The organism is Nostoc sp. UIC 10890 (assembly GCF_054786515.1).
Genome location: NZ_JBSGKF010000163.1, coordinates 1 through 1,261, shown reverse-complemented (window position 1 = coordinate 1,261; position 1,261 = coordinate 1). Strand labels below are relative to the sequence as shown.

Genomic DNA, 1,261 nt, shown 5'->3' with positions numbered 1-1,261 from the left:
AGGAGTCAATTCTGAGTCTGAATGGCAAGACTTGCACTTGCATCTGACCGAGAGTTCAGCCCTTGCTGACAGTAATCTGCTGTCGGGCTGGTTTAGTTATGTACGGACTGATTGATTACCGTGATTCACTAGACAACGAATCGCACTATACTCGCCATCCCAGGTTTTGACGGTGCAGCTAAATTGGCCCACATGGTTGACGATACCCCAGCAGCCACCCTTACGTCTGAGTTCGGGATTATCTTTGGCTGAAATTTGGCAGACTTCGCCAATTTGGTAGGTGTTGGGTATTCTAGTACGTTCCATTATGCGCTGCACCACATCTTTGACGATCCTATTGGTCGGCACTTTACCGCCAACTTGTTCAATTGCGGTCTGCCATACTTCCTATTGCTGTTGAGGTATTATTTTTTAGTAAAATTCTCTTTGAGCGCTCTAAATATGTTCCAAAATACACTTAGAGCGCTTAAGTATTAATCTTGTCTATTAATGATGACATAAGTTGGCTCTGTTACAGAATAAACACCAACTGTTTTCATCTCTAAAAAGTCCATTCCCTTATCAAAAATAATTTGATATCTTTGTCCATTTGAGATGTTGACTTCCATCTCGCGTGCATGAGGGAAGTAAGACCGTTGATTCCAGGGTTGAACACTTACATTTGCAGAAATTCCATTTTTTTTGATTTCAATAAGTGTGGCTTCCAAATTTGCTTTTCTTTTAGACGCTCGCTCTCCTTGTAAATCTTCTAAAACCCAAATGCTCACAGAGGAATTTGTATTCAGAGCATCACCTTGTAAGAGATCGGTAAGAATTTTGGCTCCTTTCTCGTTTAGGTAGCGATCGCGATAAACTATGTTCACACCCTCATTTCCCAACAAAACACGCTCTATTCCAAGTCGTTGTCGCAGTTGCTGCACAGTTAAGTTACTCCAGTTTCTATCTGGAAAGATAATTGTAGTGTTGGGGTCTTCCAGTTCTCTAACTTCAACAAGCCGAGCTTGCGATCGCAAGTTTTGCAAATAACGAAAAACAGTCTCTACACCTTCAGAACTCCTGGTTTCAAACCATTCCCATATTTCATTATCTGAGTTTCGGTGCAGTTGCAAAGCAATACGATGTTGTTGCTGAGTGCTTAGACACAGAATTGGCACATCATTAACAGGTGTTTCATAGAGCTTGAGCAGACCCTGGTCTATCCACTGTTGCAGGTGTTTTTGCAATAATTGCAAATTGTTTCTTTCAGAGTCTGAAGAAGCAG

The 1,261-nt window shown here is 41.6% G+C and carries 1 protein-coding gene and 1 pseudogene; both read right to left on the bottom strand.

Going from position 1 to position 1,261, the window contains the following annotated elements:
- Nucleotides 1–96 precede the first annotated feature (96 nt).
- On the bottom strand, nt 97–348 hold the full coding sequence (locus tag ACWATR_RS40130) for a hypothetical protein (protein WP_460345990.1): 252 nt from the start codon (nt 346–348) through the stop codon (nt 97–99).
- Between the two features lie 125 nt (nt 349–473).
- Nucleotides 474–1,261: pseudogene (locus tag ACWATR_RS40125) on the bottom strand (DEAD/DEAH box helicase); the annotation flags it as partial.